Raw genomic sequence first — 18,416 nt, 5'->3', positions numbered from 1 at the left:
CCGCTCCGCCGGTGCCGGCGCCACCGGCGCCACCAGCGCCGCCGCGCGCATTGCCGCCATAGCCGTCGCCGCCATTGCCGCCGGTCGCGCGGCCGCCATTGGCGTTACCCGTGTTGCTGGCGATGTTGCCGATATTCGAAATCGCGTTGCCCGTCACCGTGCCGGACAGGTTGCTGGTGGCCGTCGCGGTGGAGGTGTTGAAGGCATTGGTGAAGGTGGAGGTGGCGGTCCCGCCGTTGTTGGCGGCAACCGCACCAATGGCCGACGCCATGCCGGCGCCGGTATCGGCCGAGGCCGTGGAATAGCCATTGGCATTGGCACCGTTGCCCGAAGTCTGAGTTGCGGTCTTGGTCGTGCCCGGTGTTTCCTGGGCATAGGCGCTGCCAAAGGCGAGGGCGATGGCAGCTGCAATCAAGGTGTGTTTCATGTGATCTCCCACTGTGCGTTGAGTTGCGTTGAGTTGGTGCGGTGGTTGGCCTGCGTCGGGGTCCTGCGGTCGATGGCTAGACATCGAGCCCGTGTGCGCTGAGCGCTGCACCCGGACCCTTACAGCAAGCGCAGTGCCAGCCCGGTCCAGCCAACGCAAGTGCTTGAAACGCCAGCGATTTATGAACCGGCAAGACCGCCCCGCACGGGCCAACTGCCACGCCCCCGTGACAGTTCTGGCGCACACCGGTCAGTGCGGGGCCAGGCCGTGCTTGGCCAGCAGGCGGTACAGCGTGGTGCGCGACACGCCCAGGTCGCGCGCGGCGCGGCTGACGATGTTGGCGTTGCGCCCCATCGCCGCCGCCACCGCCTCGCGCTCGGCGTGCCCGCGGCTGCCGTGCAGCTCCTGCACTGGCGTCCGCTGTCCAAGGCCGAGGTCGTCTGCGGTGATATAGCGGCCCTCCGCCATCACCATCGCGCGCCGGATCCGGTTGATCAGTTCGCGCACATTGCCGGGCCAGGCGTAGTCGTGCAGGGCGGCCAGGGCGCTGCTGGAGAAGCCCTCCAGCCGCGTCGGCGCATCGGCCGCGTGCAGGCGGAAGATGTGCTCGGCCAGCGGCTGCAGGTCCGCGCGCCGTTCGCGCAGGGGCGGCACGTCCAGCGGCAGCACGGACAGGCGGTAATACAGGTCCTCGCGAAAACAGCCCTCCGCCACCGCCTGCTGCAGGTTGACGTGCGAGGCCGCGATCACCCGCACGTCCGCCGTGATGCTGCGCGTGGCGCCGACCCGGTAGATGGTCTTCTCCTGCAAAAAGCGCAGCAGGTTGGACTGCTGCTCGCGCGGCAGGTCCGCGATTTCATCCAGAAAGACCGTGCCGCCGATGGCCGTCTCGATGAGCCCGGCCCGCGCCCGGTTGGCCCCGGTGAACGCGCCGCGCTCGTGCCCGAACAGTTCTGACTGGATGAGGCTGGGTGGAATGGCGCCGCAATTGATGGCGACAAACGGCCCGCCCGCGCGCCGCGAGGCGGTGTGGATGGCCTGGGCCGCCAGCTCCTTGCCGCTGCCGCTTTCGCCCCAGATGAGGACGGGCGCATCGACCGCCGCCACGCGCCGGATCTGGCCCCGCAGCCGGATCACGCTGGCGCTGGCGCCAATGATGCCCATGTTGTCCGCCGCGCCGGCCTCCTGCCCGGGCGCGGCCTGCTGCAGCGAAAGGCCGAGGCCGGCTGCGTCCCGGCCGTGGGCATGGCCGTTGACTGCCGGTCTGTTGTCCCTGCCGTCCCACGTTGTTGTGCTTGGTTTATCTGGCATGGTGTGTCCCGTGTGGTGAATTCTCGTGTCTGGTTTCTTGTGGATGGTGCTGAGCTGATGTATCGAGTGCGGCACAGCCGCAGAAGTTCCGCATTTGCGCATCAAAGTCGCGGCGGGCACTTTTTGGAGAGCGGGCAGTCATAGCAGCGGGAGCGCCGGACCCGGCCCGTGCGCTAGACTATGCATTTGTTGATTTATGCTTCCTGTATGGATGACCTGTTCAAGACCGAGCCCGCGCCGCCTCTCGCCGAGGCGCTGCGCCCGCGCACCATCGACGAGGTGATCGGGCAGAGCCATCTGCTCGGCCCGGGCAAGCCGCTGAACCTGGTGTTCAAGTCCGGCAAGCCGCACTCGATGATCCTGTGGGGCCCGCCCGGCGTGGGCAAGACCACGCTCGCGCGGCTGACGGCGCACGCCTTCGACTGCGAGTTCATCGCGCTGTCCGCGGTGCTGTCCGGCGTGAAGGACATCCGCGCCGCCATCGAGCAGGCCGAGCACTATCTGGCGGGCGGCAAGCACACCATCCTGTTCATCGACGAGATCCACCGCTTCAACAAGTCGCAGCAGGATGCGCTGCTGCCCTTCGTCGAAAGCGGTCTGGTCACGCTGATCGGCGCGACCACCGAGAATCCCTCGTTCGAGGTCAACTCGGCGCTGCTCTCGCGGGCCCAGGTGTACGTGCTCAAGGCGCTCACCGATGCCGAGATGCTGCAGCTCCTCAAGCGCGCGCAGGAACGCGTGATGCCGCAGTTGCAGTTCGACGAGGTCGCCATCGCCACCCTGATCGGCTATGCGGACGGCGATGCGCGCCGCTTCCTCAACCTGCTGGAGCAGACCAAGACCTCGGCGGGCGCGCAGAAGACCCAGCACATCACCGGCGAGTTCGTGGAGAACGCGCTGACGCTCAACGCGCGCCGCTTCGACAAGGGCGGGGACAATTTCTACGACCAGATCTCGGCGCTGCACAAGTCCGTGCGCGGCTCCAATCCGGACGCCGCGCTGTACTGGCTGTGCCGCATGATTGACGGCGGCGCGGACATCCAGTACCTGCTGCGCCGCGTGGTGCGCATGGCCTGGGAAGACATCGGCCTGGCCGACCCGCGCGCGCTCACCATCGCCAACGACGCGGCTGCCACTTACGAACGGCTGGGCACGCCGGAGGGCGAACTGGCGCTGGGACAGGCTGTCATCTATCTGGCGATGGCGGCGAAGAGCAACGCCGGCTACAACGCCTACAACCGCGCGATGGCGTTCGTGAAGAAGGACAAGTCGCGCGAGGTGCCGGTCCACCTGCGCAATGCGCCGACCAAGCTCATGAAGGAGCTCGGCTACGGCAAGGAGTACCGCTACGCGCATGACGAGCCCAATGCCTACGCGGCCGGTGAGACTTATCTGCCCGACGGCATGGCCGAACCGCACTGGTACGAGCCCGTACCGCGCGGGCTGGAGGCCAAGATCGCCGAGAAGCTGGCCTGGCTGCGCAGCCTCGACGACGACGCGCGCGCTTCGGAACCCCCGCAACCACGGGGCTAATCCAGCGTCTGCGCGTTTCATTCCGCGTTTTTGACAGTCCGTCGCAACCCGATGGAGAAGGGCGATGCGGCTCGGTACAGTACCACCATACCGAAGCACATTTGAACCCGATTCCCCTGAAGGAGACTGTCATGAAAACCCTGAAAAACCTCGAAGGCCTGTTCCTCGTCGCCGCCACCCTGACCGTGGTCGCCACCTATGCCAGCGCCGCTGTTCCGGTCGCTCCGCACGTCGCCAAGGCCCCGGTCGTGCAGAAGATCGACACCAGCATCCCGACCGTGGTCGTGCACGCCAAGCGCCTGAGCGCCGCCGAGTAATCCCGGCCCCTTGCAGCAAGGCCGAGGAAAGCGGCCGGTGTCTGTGATGGCTTGGTACAATTGGTGGTTTCGACATCACCACGCCGTACCCGGACCACATGATAGACATCCAACTTCTCCGCAAAGATATCGATAACGTCGCCGCCCGCCTGGCCACGCGCAAGTTCCAGCTGGACGTCGCCGCGTTCAACGCCCTCGAAGGCGAGCGCAAGGCGATCCAGACGCGCACCGAAGAACTGCAGAGCAAGCGCAATTCGCTGTCGAAGCAGATCGGCATGTTGAAGGGCAAGGGCGAGGACACCAGCGCCGTGATGGCGGAAGTCGCCGGCATTGGCGACGAACTGAAGAACAACGAAGCGGCGCTCGCGGCCCTGCAGGGCAAGCTGGCGGCGTTTGTGGAGGCGGTGCCGAATCTGCCGCACGCCTCCGTCCCGGTCGGCAATGACGAGACCGGCAATGTCGAAGTCCGCAAGGTCGGCACCATCCCCACGTTTGATTTCGAAGTGCGTGACCACGTCGACATCGGCGCGCCGCTGGGCCTGGACTTTGACGTGGCCACCAAGCTGACCGGCTCGCGCTTCTCTGTGATGAAGGGCGGCATCGCCAAGCTGCACCGCGCGCTGGCGCAGTACATGCTGGACACGCACACCGACAAGCACGGCTACACCGAGTGCTACACCCCGTACATCGTCAACGCCGACTCGCTGCGCGGCACCGGGCAGCTGCCCAAGTTCGAGGCCGACCTGTTTGCCGTGAAGAAGGGCGGGCAGGAAGGCGACGGCGAGGCGCTGTACCTGATCCCGACGTCCGAAGTGTCGCTGACCAACCTGGTGCGCGACGAGATCGTGGCGGGCGACGCGCTGCCGATCAAGATCACCGCCCACACGCCGTGCTTCCGCTCAGAAGCGGGCTCGTACGGCCGCGACACGCGCGGCATGATCCGCCAGCACCAGTTCGACAAGGTGGAGCTGGTGCAGGTGGTGCATCCCGAGAAATCTTACGAAGCGCTGGAAGAGATGGTGGGGCAGGCCGAGTCCATCCTGCAGGGGCTGGGACTGCCGTACCGCGTGATGTCCCTGTGCACTGGCGACATGGGCTTTGGCGCGGCCAAGACCTATGACCTGGAAGTGTGGCTGCCGGCGCAGAACACCTACCGCGAGATTTCGTCGCTCTCCAACACGGAGGCGTTCCAGGCGCGGCGCATGCAGGCGCGCTTCCGCAATGCGGCCGGGAAGCCGGAGCTGGTGCATACGCTCAATGGGTCCGGGCTGGCGGTGGGGCGCACGCTGGTGGCGGTGCTGGAGAACTACCAGCAGGCCGACGGGTCGGTGGTGATTCCGGAGGTGCTGCGGCCGTACATGGGCGGGCTGTCGGTGCTGTCCGCGGCCTCTGCCGCTTCGTGGAAATAATTGCTGAGTTTGCCCTTCCATTTTCGGCCAAGGCTGCTATAATCTTGGTCTTCCGACGGTGACCACCGTTGCTGCAGTACCTGGAGAGGTGGCAGAGTGGTCGAATGTACCTGACTCGAAATCAGGCGTAGGGTGTCCCCCTACCGTGGGTTCGAATCCCACCCTCTCCGCCAGAATTGCATCCGAGGCCATCCAGCCTCGACAAGGAACCCGCTGATCTCCCTCTGAGACAGCGGGTTTTTTGTTCTACCTCATCCTGATGGGGCCGCCTAGATCCACACTTCTTCGGGGTCTGTTTGGTGGCACGTTTGGACATACCCCCTGGGAGTATCGTGACTTTTGATAGGAGCATGCCCCCAAAATGCCTAAACGCGTCCCCCCTTTGACGGATCTGCAGATCCGCCGCGCCAAGATCAAGGACCGGCCTGAACGGCTGGTTGACGGTCATGGTCTCTACATTGAAATCATGCCGACAGGATCGAAAATCTGGAGGCTCAAGTATCGTCGTCCAGACGGTCGCGAGAACCGCCTGACGTTCGGTCCGTACCCCGAGGTCGGTCTCGTCCAGGCTCGCGAGAAGGCCGTGGCCGCCCGTGCGGAGATTCGAGCTGGCCGCGACCCCGCTGAGTTGCCTCGCCGTTTGGCTCGCCAGCAGGATGAATCGATGACGTTTGAAAGTGTCGCCCGGGAGTGGCACACGATCTTTGAGTCCCGCTGGCAGCCGGACACGGCGGCCGATATCCTACGTCGCCTGGAAACCGATATTTTTCCTGAGTTCGGTAGCCTGCCCGTCGCGGAGGTCACCGGCCGGGACGTCCTTGCAGCGATCCGGAAGATCGAGGAACGAGGTGCACTCGAAGTCGCCCGTCGCAATCTGGCGAATTGCGCGCGAATCTTTGACTATGCCGCTTCGTGTACTTATGTCACCGGTAACCCCGCGACTCCGGTTCGCAAAGCTTTGCGACCGAAAACGACTGGTCACTTTGCCGCAATTACGGTCGATCAGCTTCCCGATTTCTTGATCGCACTGGAGTCGAACGAAGCGAGGATGAAGAAGACGACCCGCATTGCCGTGCGGCTGATGATGCTCACCTTCGTGCGAACCAGTGAATTAATTGAGACGCCTTGGTCGGAAATACCGCTGGACACGCTCGACTGGGTCATCCCCGCGCACCGTATGAAGATGGGCCGACGAAGGGTGAACCCGTCCGAGGCCGACCACGATGTTTGTCCCTCGCGCCAGGTGAAGGAGCTCCTGATGGAGCTGCACAAGCTGACTGGGCACTGTCCGTATTTGTTCCCCAACGAAAAAGATGAACACCGTTTCATGAGCGAAAACACGATCCTGAAAGTTCTGGAGCGAATGGGGTACAAGCACGAAATGACTGGTCACGGGTTCCGGACACTAGCGATGTCGACGTTGAAAGAGCAGCTCAACTACCGGCATGAGACGGTCGATCGGCAACTGGCCCACAAGTTCGACGACAAGCTTATGGATACGTATGACCGCGCTGCTTACATGCGCGAGCGCCGCAAGATGATGCAGGACTGGGCCGACTACCTGGACGCGGTCAGCGCGCACGCGAGGGCACCCAGCCAGAAGGAGATTCTGACGCCGTTTTCTCAATTGTCCTTGGGGCTGAAATCGGGAGGTGCTCATGAATAGGCTGACAAAAACGATCACGCTGCGAATCGACGCCAACATTTATTACGTCCTTCGCGAAGTGGTACGCCAATGCAATCAGGTCGATGCCGCTCGGGCTGGCGCCACCTCGCATGGCAAGCTGACGATTGAAAGTGCGCTTGGCATGTTGGCTGAAGATCTGGCGATGACGGCGACGAGGCCGGGATCGTGGGAAGGCGCGCACATGTCGCAGGTTCTGAGCTCTCACGGTTACCGTGACTGATTGCATAATTGATGTCACTGCCGGCCGTCGCGTGCGGCGAGGTTGGCTCGAATCCAGTCGTCGATCTCTGTCTCCAACCAGGCGACAGCCTTCACGGAAATGACGATCTGACGCGGGAACGTGCCGGCTTTGATCTTGGCATAAATGGACGTGCGCGAAAGAGCGCACCGTTCCACCACGTCCTTTAGTTTTAGCAGCCGCCCAGGGCTGTTTGATGTGGTGTCATCGCTCACGGTTTGGCTCCTCAACAGGGTTTATCACGCGCTGAGGATATGGTTGGCCTCCGTCCGTATCAACGGAAAATACCTCCCTGACTCGGTCCACATTTTCACACCCAATTCCTGTGCAGGTTCGACCGACGTTCCTGCTTGCCGGAAGGGCGGCGCCGTACCGTGCTCCTGACAATGGAGGAACATGATCATGCGTGACCAAGCACAGAGGCTGCTCTTGCCGAGCGGTGTAATTGCGATCAGCGATAAAGACCTGCAGGCCGCTCTGGCCCAGGCTTACGAGGCCGGTGTCCGGCCACGGTGCTTGTGCCGCGAGGCCGGGGTCGAAATGTACATCGCGCGCTATGAGCGGTATGTCGTGAAATGCATGCCCGGGACCGGGCGCCAGCATGAGCCTCAATGTCCTTCGTTCCTTACTGAGCAAGAGGGTGAGCATGAAGCTATTCGGGCAGGTGCCGACGGGCGATTTGATGTCTTGGTTAAGTTCTCTCTGATGTCGCGCGGTGCGTCGCCAGGGCGCAGTGAGAGCGCGCATGCTGGCGACGCTACGCGGCGTCCACGGCCTTTCACACTTACAGCGCTCCTTCACTTGCTTATCGATCACGCCCAGATCAACCGTTGGTCTCCGCCCAGCCAACGTCCGTATCATTACCTGCAGCGTGAAATCGAGAAGGCCGCAGCCAACTTTCGCATCAAGGGCCACTCGCTATCGGATGTGCTGTTCATCCCCGAGACGTATGACCCGAAGCGCAAGTTGGAAGTGCTTGAGCGGCGACGCCACCGTGTGCGTGCGCTGTTGCATCGGAACGGGATCCAGAGTCCACGAGCGGTACTGGTCGGTGAGCTGAAGCACAGTGAGCCCGGCAATCTGTTGCGGCGGGTGTGGTTGAAGCACATGCCGGAACGCCCGATCCTGGTCGAAGAAAAGACTTGGAAACTAGCGACAGTTCGGTTCCGCGGCGCGCTGGAAGCGCTCGATGCTGGCCTCGCAGTGAGAGTTCTCTTGGCTGCTGTTATCTCCGACGGAACGGGTCAGGAAATACGGATCGAGTCGTGCGCATTGGTCCTCACCACGAAAAGCTGGATTCCGATCGCCGGTAGCTTTGAGCTGGATTTGCATGACAGACTTGTTAGTGGTGAGCGTACTTTCTACAAGCCGCTGCGATATGACGCGAGTTCATGGACACAACTGCCAAACTTCGTGCTTCTCGATGCTGGGCCTGAACCGGTACCTCTTCACGTCATCGATCCATGGGCCGATCAGGCGGATATCGAACGAAAACGCAAAGTTGCTGAGGGAAGCTGGATCTGGCAATTGGACCAGCCAGCTCCGCCACTGCCACACAGGGACACTCTGCCGATAGCGCGAAATGAAAACGGCGCATCCAATGAATGCGCCGTCTAGGGACTCAAAAAACTTCCTTAGTGTCCCCGCTCCGCTCGTGCCCCGCGCACGCAACCTAGTGTCAGCAGCACGACCGCCAAAGCTGCGGCTGCGTCAAAGATAAGCAGTCCGATTGTCAAAGCCATTGTGCGCCTCCGTCATGAAGGTTTTAGTCTAACGAGATCCCAACTGAATGCAAGCGGAGCGCGACCGGCTTTTCCGTCCGGTCGCGCTGCACTTCACGGCATGTCGTCATCGCCCGCCACATGCTCAGGCGTGCCGTCTGGGTGATCGACAATACCGGCGATCACGGTCTCCCCGATCCTGCAGAGGATAAATACCGCCAAGGCCGCCACGGCCGTCACCCTGGGGTTGGCACCGAACGCACCCAGCACTGCGCTCATAAAGGAGCCGGTCTCAAGCTTCTTAATGGCCGCGATCGCTGTGGCACGGGCCTTCCTGTTGAATGTGAACTTCACCATGATGATCTCCACATGTCGCTAGAACACATGGCATCCCCCTAACGGGATGCGCGCATCCCGATTCGGGGGGGGAAGAACCCAGGTTAGGCTGGGTGAGATTCATGATTTCTGTGGTCGTCACGAGCGGACGCCTTCCGTCTTGCCCGCGCTCTCCGGTAATGCCGCGGGCAGGGCGCTGCGATAGCCGCGATACCATTCGGCCAGCAGTTCCGGCACCTCCAGGAAAGCGAGGGGCGGTTCCGCGCAGTCGCAGCGGCAGTCGAAATTCCCTTGAGTGAAGGCGTCAATGCGCGCCGACAGGACCATCGGGCGCCCGGCCTCAGAAGCGGCGACGCCATCGTTGTAGAGATTGACGGTGTCTTGTATGTCGCGAAGTTCATCTTCGTTGCGCATTTGGTCCTCCGGTGGAAAATTGGCGGGGTGCGTGATGCATCCACCATGGTTTGAAATCAGTGCATGTGCTGAACAAATGTGGCCGGTCCGCAGGTTGCAGAAGCCGTCGCAAAATCGATCGGTTCGGATAAATCGGCTGCCATCACGCATCACCAATCGTTTGCCAGCGGGCGTCCGTACCAGAGCTATGAATTCGGCACTGCAGTTCACGGCCGCGTGGGCGTTGGAACTATTCGTCGGGTCCATACGGCCTCCGTTGGCTGAGCCCGTCGCTGACGTGCGGCGGATACAAATTGCAGGGGATCGCGATGCTGAAATTCGGAGACACCATTCGACTGAGCGAACTTGACGTTGAGCTGTTGCGAGCGGCGACGGGTTTCGAGCCGGTGGAGATTGGCTCGGTCGCAGAGCTGATCGAGTTTGTCCGCCTGGCCAAAGAGCATTACCCTGGCGAGACCGCAGACTGCCGCCGGCGCAGGCGCTCCATCGACGGAGCGATGAAGCGCCTGACCGAAGGCGAATCGAACTCGAACTAACCCGTACGTTCCACCACCTCAGGCGATGCCTGTTGCGGTGCCGGTTGCTCCGCATGGCCAGTCATAACGAATTGAGCCGGCCTCACTGCAGGTGCGGAGCGGCTGCGGCGTTCGGAGGGCAGAGTCTCCAGTGCGACCCGTCCGACGACGCGGACCATCGCTGCCGCCACGCCTATCGGCCTCACGAACAGCCACGACGCGGCGAGACTGACAGCGTGTGCAACTCGACGTACCCGAGCCGTGCGTTCATGCCCGTGCCGGATGGATTGCTTGGCTTTAATGTAGAGGCCCGGACAGCGGTCACGCAGCGTCGGATGCGCGTCCAGGTATTGGACGAGATCCGCTGCGACCGTTGGATCGGTCACCTGGCGGTAAAAACTACTCCAGGTGCGATCCTCTTCGAGGTCCACAGCCGTGCGACGGGCTCGCGGACGCGGATTGCCACTTTCTTCTCGACGATTGTCGGACATGACGTTCTCCTTCAGTCAAAAAAATCGAAGGGAACGCCGGTGCGCCCTTGGGGGAACATCGATCGTTCCCTCAAAGGCTGGATGGAATGGTCCTGCTCATGCTGCGAGCAGGACCTGGAAGGACAAACACGCACAGTGTTTGCATCGGAGGCCGGTCACCTGACCACCGGATGAAATACCCGAACGACGGACCGCTCGGTCGGGAAAGCTGAAGGCATGGCGATCAGCGGAGAAGGCGCGTCACGAGCGCAACGCCTGGGCTAGCCAGGGCATCGTGTCGCCACGATGGCATGCAGGAGCGATTCCTGCGGAATGCAAGGCCATTCTTGCACTCTGATCCGCGTACTTCAAGGCGAACGGCGACCGATACGTGCTCAGCGAACCGCTAATTCAAGTCCTTTTGCGGTTGATCAGATGTGCGAAAATCGGACATCGCAGTCACTATGCCCGTCTGAGTCGCAGTCTCGGTCAGCCACCGCCGGGCCGCCGCGAGCTTCATTCTCTCTTCGCGTTGGCTTGAGCCGAAGTTGGCCGACCGTCGGGCCGACGCGCCAAGTCTTACTTCGCGAAGATCCAGCGCAGCTTCTTGCAGCCTGCGCGCGACGACCGGAATGAAACTATCCAGCTCACAGGGGCCGAGCCGGAAGGTGGTGGTCACGAGCTGGCGAACGTACTCCTCCGGAGGCTTGCGTGCCACGTCGCGCTCTTTGGTCGCATTTCGAGCCTGTTGGGACAGTGTGTTCAGCTTGCGCCGTACGACCTGGTCGCCCAGGCGTTCCGCGAGCCAGCGGCGCGCCGTGAACTCCCGTTCAGGAGAAGCGTGGAGGCTTACTACGTAGAGACCGTCGCCCTCGGATAACAGAAGTCCAGTTTCCAATGTTGAGCCGACGATAGCCGCAGCCTGACCGGCCATCCAGCGGATTGGATTGAAGTCCGTTCTGATGTGCAGCCAGAGCTGCGGCAGGTACACGCGCCACTCGGGCGGCACACCTGGCTCCTGGTCAGCGTGAACCTCGACGACGGCAATGCCGCGGCTTTCATAGCCTCGGCGGCCGGCCAGCGTGCTTTGCAGGATCTGGCAAATCGAGTCCGGTACTCCGGCCGCCTCCAGCTCCAGCAGCATCCCAGGGAAGAGCTTGAGAGGCACGTGCTGTGTCTGGACGATGCGGTCGCCGAGATATAGATCACGAGTGGCGAGCATGATGGTCTCCTTCGTTGGCAGGTGATGAAATGGTGCGTCCAGTTGCAGCACCGAGGTATGCGCCGCTGATCTGGGGGCGGTTGTGGCCAAGCTGCCGCGCGACTTCGAGATAAGCCAGGCGCCGTGTCTCCGGGTCGAGCCACGGTGCGCCGCCCCGCACCGGTGGGTGGACATGGGTCAGTTCGAAGTAGAGGTCCGCCGCGAACTGGTGCCGCAAACCGTGTGCAGTCACGCCGAGACTTCGTTTCGAGACGCCGACTGTGCGCATGACGTAGCTGAAACGATCCAAGCTTTGCTTCAGGGTCAGGCCAGGGCGGCCGATATGACCTGACTCATGGCGGATGAATCGGCGTGCCAACTCCAGCGCTTCCAGCTGAAAAGGCGTGCGCACAGCGACGTAGCGCAGACGGCCTCCTTTGGTGCCGCGCCTGACGCGCAGGAATGATAGGAAGATCTCCGTTCCCTGATACTGCAGCGGCAGGGCGTGCGCTGGTACCTCCGCCACAGAGGGGCAGAACATGACTGCCTCCTTTCTGCGAAGCCCAAACGCCAGCATGAGGTGCAGCTGGAGTCCCACGTACTCGTCAATCTCACCTACCTGCCTGAGAACGGCGTGGATGTCGACCGTGTTGCCCGACCAGGACTTATCGCGTGTGGCAGCGTAGCGGCGTGTCACCAGCGCTCTGTCGTTCACATAGCGCTCCGCGGACAGCACAAGTCCAGGCTTGCCAATCCAACGCGCAAATACCCGAAGGTGGCTGAGTTGCTGTTGTATGTAGGCCGCGCTTAGCGGTCCTTGGCGCGCGTTCGCGCTCGGAACGCCGTCCATGGCCGCCGTCGATTCCGCGGTCCAGTATCGGACCAGTGCCTTCACGTGTCGGCCTCCGAGGGCGGTGGGATTGATCCGGTATCCCAGCTGGTGCAGCAGCCGAAAGCACCGGAAGAGCCCCAGTGCCCGCGCTTCCCGGGTGCGATGCGAGACTCCTTTCTCGCGATCGGCGTGACGTTCATTGTGCTGCACGAGGATGCGCTGCAATTCGCCGCGCCATCCGCGTGCGCCTGCCTTACTTGCGATCACCATGATGTCCTCCTTTGTCTGATTCAGTGATGAGCCCTTCGCAGCGAAGGGACCCGCCTCGGATACAGTTCGGCCGCCACGCGGCACGGGTGTCGTAAAAACGTGCATGCGGAAGGCGTGCGGCTTTCGTCGCGGCGCGTTCCCTCGCGTCGAGGGCGAGTACCTGATGTCGTGCATCTGGGTAGCGTCCTGGCGTACCAGGGCCAGTCCACACTGGCTTGTCCGACCTGCTGGCCGCGCGCGGTATCCAGCGCCCTACCACCGGGCGTAGCGCGCGCTCGCGTGCGCTGACTTCGTCGGCACGTCGAATGTGCTCGTGACGAAGGCGTCCATGCAGGACTGGTGCACGCGTGGCGGCAGTGTGTGTGTCGGGGAGTGCTCGTCGGTCGTGCCGACGGCTCGCAGGCTTGCAGCCTGTTGAATGCATAGCTACGCTTTGAAACGCAGCTCTTCGGAGGAACGCATCGTGTGCGTCTGGTTGACGAGCATCCAGGCAGCGCTCGCGGCGCTTGCGCTGAATGCGTGAACGGGAGAAAAGAAGAGGGCGGGTCTCGACCGCAACGGGCTCTTGGCCAACGTCCAGATTTTTCGACGCGATGTCGATGGCATGGACTGCCGTACAGCTCTCTCAGGGTAGGAGGGCAGACTCAGGAAGTCAAGGTCGCTTAAGTCATGCGATTGATGCCGAATTGATTTTGTGGACGCAGCATCTTCGGCTCGCGGCCCTTGACAGCGCCGCAGTCCGTGTTACCTCTGATTGTGCCAGCGCGGAGGCTTCACGGCCCTGCCGCTAGGAGAGGAGGTTGGTTTCGAGACCACCCTACGACTGCAGAACGAGGGGGAAGCAAGCCGACTTGTATTCGTGGGGCTCATGCGACGATTGGATTGAGCTAAAAACCTGTGGAGCGCGGGTGCAGTGGTAGTCCGACGAAATCTTGGCCCAAACTTGGGCGCATTTCGGTTGGCTTGGCAGGCTGCGGCTGGCTAGTCTGGTCATCTCAAACTTCAAAGGAGAGGCCCGTGGAACCGATCGTACGTGCAGTCGATGTGGGACGTGGGAACACAAAGTACGTGACCGCCGTGGACGGCGCGGAGATTCGCTGTGCCGCTTTTCCATCGGAGGCGCATCCAACAGATGTCGCTGTGAGCGGAGAAACCTGGACCGGTCGACGGAAGACTGTGGGCGTTCCTGTGGCCGGGCTGATCTATGAGGTCGGGCCAGACGTGCATCTTGCGGCGGACGTGTACAACTCCAGGGTGCTACAGCACGACCGATACTGCGAGCTGCCCGAATACATGGCGCTGACATTGGGTGCGCTGCATTTCATGCGGGTGGACGCGCTCGATCTTCTGGTCGTAGGGCTGCCTGTGGCCACCTTCAAGGTGCGCAAGGTGGTGACGGCGTTGGAGAAGCGACTCGCGAGCCGCCACGTGATCGGACGTGGACGAGAGGTGACAATCGCGAAGGTGAAAGCTATCCCCCAGCCAGCCGGCGCGCTGATGCATTTCGCGCATACCAACAACTGCGTGGCCAACATGCGCAAGGAGCGGCATCTCATCATCGATGTAGGCCAGCGCACCTTTGATTGGATTGTCGCGCAGGGGATGCAGCAGATCGAGAAGCGGAGCCACTCAGTGAACCGAGGCATGTTCGATGTGCTGCATGCGATTGCCGATGGCGTGAGCCGCACGCTGGGCATCGATTTCCGCGACTACGAGCTCGTTGATCGGGCGCTGCGAGACGGCCGCAAGCCAGTGATCTTCCAGCGCGAGTACGACCTCGCGAAGCATATGCCGCTGGCACGGAAGATTGCGGAGCAGGCGGTGGCGGAGATGCAGCACTACGTCGGCGATGCGAGCGACGTGCAGAACATCATCCTGGTAGGCGGTGGCGCTTTCTTCTTCCGCAAGGCCGTGAAGGAATCTTTTCCACGCCATTCGATCCAAGAGGTAAAAGACCCGTTGTTCGCGAATGTGCGCGGTTTCCAGATCGCCGGAATGGAGCTGGCGCGCGCTGCCGGCACTCCAGCAAAGGTGGTTGATGTGGGGGAGGCTGGTGATGAGTGACACGATCCGTCTTAACTTCGTCCTGGATCGGGCGGATGACCCTCGGCTTTACGATGAGCTGGCTCGCTTCTCCAAAGGCAGCAAACGGGTAAATCGCCTGCGCATTCTGGCCCACGACGGGCTGCAGCATGTTTTGATCGACACTTCGCCTCCACCGGCCGCCGCTGCACCGAATGACCTCCAGGCGGCCTCGCTGGAATTGTTTGGGCCGTCACTATGAATATCGAACCTAATTCTGCTTGCTCCGCCCATGAGGTGAGTATTTCCGAACTTGCCGAAATGGGCTATTGCGAACACCTCGTAAGGATAGATGCCCGTATTGAGGATGCGGTTTCTGAAGAAAGGGAACGGGCGCTTCAGCGTCGCGTAGTCGACCAGGTACCTGAAGAGTGTCGGCAGCGAGCTGCGAATGATCGCGCGATGGAGGGGGCCATGTCCCGCAGCCTCAGAACCTTGTTTCGATTTTTTCGAAGGGGCAGATCATGACACTACTGTTGTACGTATGGGCGAGCTTAACAATCGCTGCAGCAGTGCAAAGTCTACTAACGCGCCGGGACACAGATGGCCTGCCTGAGCTGCAAGGGGCCCGAGTCTTTTTTAGGGGTGGAGACCTGCGTATATCGAGCCCAATCCCGCTAGCGGGCCAAGTAGAGAGTGCTTTTCTGATTCAAGGGTATGCCGTAGTGATGCGAACAAAGGTACGGGCGCAACGGACTGTCAGCAAGTCAGATGTTATTGAGCTGTCTGCCCAGGCAATGGTGCCGCAGGCGGCCACAGGCCAACCTACTGCTGACTACGGGATCCTGCGATTTCAAATGGAGAACGGGCGCGACGTGTACTGTCGGGTATTCCTCATGAGCCATGATGAAATAGTCGCCCTCCATCGGAGGCGAATTGAACTTCGTAGCGGACGATTGAGCGCGTCCGGCCCGCACAGTTTAAGCCGATGCCATCACTGCGCGCGCCGGATGTCGTGTGATCGTCCGAACCCGTTAGCTCCGAAGTGACGACTCAGAGGCATGGACGTGCTGGCCCATATCGCCAACCATCCCATAAGCCGAGCCGATGAGTTCTTACCTTGGAAATGCACAAACATGCTGTAGTCGCCCACAATGGAGCTTCGATGGAAATGTCTCAGCCGCAGCAGGGTCGCTCACCTTGAATCGGCGGGCACTTGACCGTGCCGTATGAACAGAAGACGCAGCAGTCCCCAGCCTTCGGCCGCAGCACAACGGAACAGCCTTTGCATTCGTAGTAGAACTGGCAGGCATCAGTCGGCATGATCTCCTGTTCACGCCGCCCACAATGCGGGCAGGTCAGTACCGATTCCAAAACTGCTTCGGTCATCGCGTTACTTCCTGACGGTCGAAGGAAAGCCTGCGTCAGCCGTCGCTTTGGTCAGCATTGCTACCTTGCCTTTGTCTGGATCCAGATGCACGGTGGCCGTCTTGCGCTCGTAGTCGATCTTCACTTCACTCACACCTGGGACTTGTTCTAGCGCCTTCTTGACGGTGATCGGGCATGCGGCACAGGTCATGTTCTGCACGTCAAGGGTAAGCGTTTCAGGTATTCCAGCGAAGGCCGAGCCACTCAGCAGCAGCGTGACAATGAATGTAGGGATTCGCATTGGTGAGTCCTTTCAATAGAACAGTGGGGCGTATAAGGGAAACGTCAGTAGCACTAAGACAGGCAAGGCAACGAGCCAGAACATGATGCGCTGGCTCCTGATGACACCGTCATTGGCGCAGGCGTCACCAGGCGCACATGCCCTCCTACGAAGGTATAAATTGTGGAAGGCGGCTCCCAAAAATAGAACGCTCAGCGCCGTGGAATACGGGCTATACGGTTCGAGCGCAATCAGCTGAGATGCCCAGCCGCCGCCGACACCCATCAACAGGAGGACGAGCGGACCAGCGCAACATGCCGAGGCGCCCATGGCGGTTAACACGCCTGCGGCTAAAGATGCTTTTGTTCCGATCGCCATCCCGACTCCGACAAGGTTTACACAGAAACAGGATAAACTCCGTACACATATACGGAGTCAAGTAAATGACCGAAAAAATGACGATCAGCCGCTTGGCCAGCGCCGCCGACGTGAACGTCGAGACGGTGAGGTTCTACCAACGGACTGGATTAATCGATGAGCCGGCGCGGCCGTACAGCGGCTACCGCACCTATGGGGGCGACGACGTACGCCGAATCCGATTCATCAAGCGGGCGCAGCGTCTTGGCTTTACCCTGGATGAAATCGCGAGCTTGCTCAAGCTGGAAGGCTCGCAAACCTGTGCCGCCACCCGCGACCTGGCTGCGCGGAAGCTGGCCATGGTCGAGGCAAAACTTAAAGATTTGCTTGCAATTAAGACCGCGCTCGCAATGATGGTATCTCACTGCGACAGCGAGCATCCTAGTGTCGGCTGCCCCATTATTCAGGCGCTGCTAGACGATTGATTTGCTACCCCAGGCTTTGTATGTAATCAACTACGTCCTCCGAGCACTTTATTAGGGCGTCAGTCTGAAGTACTGAACTGGCCAGCTGGGTTATTCCTGCTGGGATACCTTACCACAGGCCGGCGCTAGCGGTGTATCGACAAACAGGATCTGCACTATTTCGTTTTACAGGTTCCGCCCCCGAATAGGATCGACGCGAGTTTTGACTTGCCCGAACAGCGGTCGGCGGCCTTGTCAACTACGTTGGTCGCGTCGCTGCGGTGCACAGCTTCCCCCTCCGGTAACACGCCGGCACGCGAAGCGATCATGGCGTCCAGCGACTCCAGCCGGTCCTGGTTCTCACTCCAATTGCGCGCGCTTGTGATTTTTCGGATCAGGCATCGCAGTTCAAACGCTTGAGGGTATTGGGACGACCCCTTCGAGAATTGGCGAATATCCGCGCCGGTGCATAAGCGAAGAGCCGAAGATTCCGCGTAGCGGTGTTCCCAGTCGTCTCCGTTGGCGCCATCGATGATGAGGATCTGTCCATCGTGGCATTGATGCACGACCCAGGAGACTAGCATCCGCTCATGGACCTTGTCGATTTCACGAGTATGCCAGGGAACAGAGCGAATCTTCATCAGCGCGAGGGAGGTGTTTGATCCCAAATCGCAAACTGAGTCGTCGGTGGGGCGATCGGATCTCAGAGCCGTGGCCTGGGCGTCGCCCGTGGCCAGCAGGATCGAGATAAGTATCGTTCTCCAGACCGTCATTTGAGCCTCCGATCGACCTGTAACGGACCTGCCGGGACTACGAAGGCCCGAGTGATCGCTTTAGCTTTGCTGGGCAAATTTATCATTGCGAGCTTGCGGGTGGCGGCACGAGGCGCGAGCCAGCGATAGAGACCAATGATGAGCGAGGCCGGAACTGCAAGGCCAACGAAGTTGGGTAGCCCGGCAAAAAGTCCACCCGCCGCAAGCACTGCGATTACAAGCGCTGCTACCACATCGTCTACTGAACTCGCGCGGCAGACTGCCCCAGTCGTCTTGTTGTAGGCGTTTCGGCCCGCGAACACACCGTCACGGAGGTTGCCTTCCATCGCAAGCCAGTCACCATTACGAACCGGAATAATCTGGGACGCATGCAGCTTAGCCGGGACCTCGTTCAACAAGAACGACGCCACATATTCACCCTTATCTCGGGCATAACGGATTCTGCGTACCTGCCCAACCTTGATTTTCATG

At 61.2% G+C, this 18,416-nt stretch carries 22 protein-coding genes, 1 tRNA gene and 1 pseudogene; 12 read left to right on the top strand and 12 right to left on the bottom strand.

What is annotated here, in order from left to right; genetic code table 11:
- Together E4L96_RS20205 and E4L96_RS20200 are read right to left on the bottom strand one after the other, a co-directional pair.
- Positions 1-427 (bottom strand): annotated as a pseudogene (locus tag E4L96_RS20205) (hypothetical protein); the annotation flags it as partial.
- 249 nt (positions 428-676) lie between these two features.
- A complete protein-coding gene (locus E4L96_RS20200; protein WP_229414646.1) occupies positions 677-1,738 on the bottom strand; it encodes a sigma-54 interaction domain-containing protein in 1,062 nt (353 codons plus the stop codon).
- Positions 1,739-1,945: 207 nt separating this feature from the next.
- Here E4L96_RS20200 and E4L96_RS20195 point away from each other — a divergent pair, with 207 nt between their 5' ends.
- From E4L96_RS20195 to E4L96_RS20170, 6 genes are all read left to right on the top strand, one after another.
- Positions 1,946-3,271: a replication-associated recombination protein A gene (locus E4L96_RS20195; RefSeq protein ID WP_135209010.1), complete on the top strand. Its 1,326-nt coding sequence runs from the start codon at positions 1,946-1,948 to the stop codon at positions 3,269-3,271.
- 131 nt (positions 3,272-3,402) lie between these two features.
- A complete protein-coding gene (locus E4L96_RS20190) occupies positions 3,403-3,588 on the top strand; it encodes a hypothetical protein (protein ID WP_135209009.1) in 186 nt (61 codons plus the stop codon).
- 98 nt (positions 3,589-3,686) lie between these two features.
- The gene (gene serS, locus E4L96_RS20185; RefSeq protein WP_135209008.1) at positions 3,687-4,997 is read left to right on the top strand and encodes a serine--tRNA ligase; all 1,311 of its coding nucleotides are present in this window, start codon (positions 3,687-3,689) and stop codon (positions 4,995-4,997) included.
- 82 nt (positions 4,998-5,079) lie between these two features.
- A tRNA-Ser gene (locus E4L96_RS20180) sits at positions 5,080-5,170 on the top strand.
- 188 nt (positions 5,171-5,358) lie between these two features.
- Entirely contained in the window at positions 5,359-6,663 is a 1,305-nt protein-coding gene (locus tag E4L96_RS20175) for a tyrosine-type recombinase/integrase (protein WP_135209007.1), read from the top strand.
- Entirely contained in the window at positions 6,656-6,904 is a 249-nt protein-coding gene (locus E4L96_RS20170; RefSeq protein WP_135209006.1) for a hypothetical protein, read from the top strand. Before E4L96_RS20175 ends, E4L96_RS20170 begins: the two co-directional genes overlap by 8 nt.
- Positions 6,905-6,918: 14 nt before the next feature.
- Here the strand turns inward: E4L96_RS20170 and E4L96_RS20165 are convergent, their stop codons facing one another.
- On the bottom strand, positions 6,919-7,137 hold the full coding sequence (locus E4L96_RS20165; RefSeq protein WP_135209005.1) for a helix-turn-helix transcriptional regulator: 219 nt from the start codon (positions 7,135-7,137) through the stop codon (positions 6,919-6,921).
- Between the two features lie 187 nt (positions 7,138-7,324).
- On the opposite strand from E4L96_RS20165, the gene E4L96_RS20160 reads away from it, so the two are divergent.
- Positions 7,325-8,539, top strand: coding sequence for a DUF1173 family protein (locus E4L96_RS20160; RefSeq protein WP_167758759.1), 1,215 nt, complete (start codon positions 7,325-7,327; stop codon positions 8,537-8,539).
- Between the two features lie 218 nt (positions 8,540-8,757).
- Here the strand turns inward: E4L96_RS20160 and E4L96_RS20155 are convergent, their stop codons facing one another.
- Positions 8,758-9,000: a hypothetical protein gene (locus E4L96_RS20155; protein ID WP_135209003.1), complete on the bottom strand. Its 243-nt coding sequence runs from the start codon at positions 8,998-9,000 to the stop codon at positions 8,758-8,760.
- A 117-nt stretch (positions 9,001-9,117) separates the two neighbouring features.
- Positions 9,118-9,639: a hypothetical protein gene (locus E4L96_RS20150; protein WP_135209002.1), complete on the bottom strand. Its 522-nt coding sequence runs from the start codon at positions 9,637-9,639 to the stop codon at positions 9,118-9,120.
- 62 nt (positions 9,640-9,701) lie between these two features.
- Here E4L96_RS20150 and E4L96_RS20145 point away from each other — a divergent pair, with 62 nt between their 5' ends.
- The gene (locus E4L96_RS20145; protein ID WP_135209001.1) at positions 9,702-9,929 is read left to right on the top strand and encodes a hypothetical protein; all 228 of its coding nucleotides are present in this window, start codon (positions 9,702-9,704) and stop codon (positions 9,927-9,929) included.
- 248 nt (positions 9,930-10,177) lie between these two features.
- Positions 10,178-10,573 (top strand): hypothetical protein, encoded by a 396-nt coding sequence (locus tag E4L96_RS20140; protein WP_135209000.1) that lies wholly within the window; start codon positions 10,178-10,180, stop codon positions 10,571-10,573.
- Positions 10,574-10,784: 211 nt separating this feature from the next.
- Here E4L96_RS20140 and E4L96_RS20135 read toward each other — a convergent pair whose 3' ends face one another.
- Entirely contained in the window at positions 10,785-11,600 is an 816-nt protein-coding gene (locus tag E4L96_RS20135) for a hypothetical protein (RefSeq protein WP_135208999.1), read from the bottom strand.
- Positions 11,584-12,681 carry an integrase domain-containing protein gene (locus E4L96_RS20130; protein WP_167758758.1) on the bottom strand — a complete coding sequence of 366 codons (1,098 nt, stop codon included), beginning with the start codon at positions 12,679-12,681 and terminating at the stop codon, positions 11,584-11,586. Before E4L96_RS20130 ends, E4L96_RS20135 begins: the two co-directional genes overlap by 17 nt.
- A gap of 1,017 nt (positions 12,682-13,698) precedes the next feature.
- Between E4L96_RS20130 and E4L96_RS20125 the strand changes: the two genes are divergently transcribed.
- Positions 13,699-14,745, top strand: coding sequence for a PRTRC system protein D (locus tag E4L96_RS20125; RefSeq protein ID WP_135208997.1), 1,047 nt, complete (start codon positions 13,699-13,701; stop codon positions 14,743-14,745).
- Positions 14,738-14,965, top strand: coding sequence for a hypothetical protein (locus E4L96_RS20120; RefSeq protein ID WP_229414644.1), 228 nt, complete (start codon positions 14,738-14,740; stop codon positions 14,963-14,965). Before E4L96_RS20125 ends, E4L96_RS20120 begins: the two co-directional genes overlap by 8 nt.
- A 914-nt stretch (positions 14,966-15,879) precedes the next feature.
- On the opposite strand, the gene E4L96_RS24510 is transcribed toward E4L96_RS20120, so the two are convergent.
- Genes E4L96_RS24510 through E4L96_RS20105 form a run of 3 tightly spaced genes read right to left on the bottom strand, consistent with a single transcriptional unit; the run spans position 15,880 to position 16,729 of the window.
- Positions 15,880-16,092: a GDCCVxC domain-containing (seleno)protein gene (locus E4L96_RS24510; RefSeq protein ID WP_135208995.1), complete on the bottom strand. Its 213-nt coding sequence runs from the start codon at positions 16,090-16,092 to the stop codon at positions 15,880-15,882.
- A 4-nt stretch (positions 16,093-16,096) separates the two neighbouring features.
- The gene (gene merP, locus E4L96_RS20110; RefSeq protein WP_135208994.1) at positions 16,097-16,372 is read right to left on the bottom strand and encodes a mercury resistance system periplasmic binding protein MerP; all 276 of its coding nucleotides are present in this window, start codon (positions 16,370-16,372) and stop codon (positions 16,097-16,099) included.
- Between the two features lie 12 nt (positions 16,373-16,384).
- Positions 16,385-16,729, bottom strand: a complete 345-nt coding sequence (locus E4L96_RS20105; protein WP_135208993.1) for a mercuric transporter MerT family protein — start codon at positions 16,727-16,729, stop codon at positions 16,385-16,387.
- 65 nt (positions 16,730-16,794) lie between these two features.
- On the opposite strand from E4L96_RS20105, the gene merR reads away from it, so the two are divergent.
- Positions 16,795-17,193 carry a mercury resistance transcriptional regulator MerR gene (merR, locus tag E4L96_RS20100; RefSeq protein WP_135208992.1) on the top strand — a complete coding sequence of 133 codons (399 nt, stop codon included), beginning with the start codon at positions 16,795-16,797 and terminating at the stop codon, positions 17,191-17,193.
- Positions 17,194-17,348: 155 nt separating this feature from the next.
- On the opposite strand, the gene E4L96_RS20095 is transcribed toward merR, so the two are convergent.
- Together E4L96_RS20095 and E4L96_RS20090 are read right to left on the bottom strand one after the other, a co-directional pair.
- Positions 17,349-17,945 carry a hypothetical protein gene (locus tag E4L96_RS20095; protein ID WP_135208991.1) on the bottom strand — a complete coding sequence of 199 codons (597 nt, stop codon included), beginning with the start codon at positions 17,943-17,945 and terminating at the stop codon, positions 17,349-17,351.
- Positions 17,942-18,415 (bottom strand): hypothetical protein, encoded by a 474-nt coding sequence (locus E4L96_RS20090; RefSeq protein ID WP_135208990.1) that lies wholly within the window; start codon positions 18,413-18,415, stop codon positions 17,942-17,944. Before E4L96_RS20090 ends, E4L96_RS20095 begins: the two co-directional genes overlap by 4 nt.
- Position 18,416 lies beyond the last annotated feature (1 nt).

It is taken from the genome of Zemynaea arenosa, assembly GCF_004614185.1.
Lineage (GTDB): Bacteria > Pseudomonadota > Gammaproteobacteria > Burkholderiales > Burkholderiaceae_D > Telluria > Telluria arenosa.
This window is presented reverse-complemented; position numbering and strand designations above follow the sequence as displayed.